The following is a 255-nucleotide window of genomic DNA, read 5'->3' as shown; positions in this document are numbered from 1 at the left end:
TAGCTAATCCGACTTAGGCTCATCTAATAGCGAGAGCAACAAGTTGCCCCCTTTCTCCCGTAGGACGTATGCGGTATTAATACGAGTTTCCCCGTGCTATCCCCCACTACTAGGTAGATTCCTAAGTGTTACTCACCCGTCCGCCGCTCGACGCCTGGTAGCAAGCTACCATCGTTTCCGCTCGACTTGCATGTGTTAAGCCTGCCGCCAGCGTTCAATCTGAGCCATGATCAAACTCTTCAGTTTAATCTTGCT

At 50.6% G+C, this 255-nt stretch carries 1 rRNA gene; it reads right to left on the bottom strand.

Annotated features, from left to right (window positions below):
• Positions 1-246, bottom strand: a 16S ribosomal RNA gene (locus tag NJD71_RS13875); the annotation flags it as partial.
• Positions 247-255 lie beyond the last annotated feature (9 nt).

This window comes from Psychrobacter sp. PP-21, from assembly GCF_033790785.1.
In the GTDB taxonomy this organism is placed as follows: domain Bacteria; phylum Pseudomonadota; class Gammaproteobacteria; order Pseudomonadales; family Moraxellaceae; genus Psychrobacter.
The sequence above is the reverse complement of the archived record's forward strand: the minus strand, read 5'-3'. Positions and strand labels throughout refer to the sequence as shown.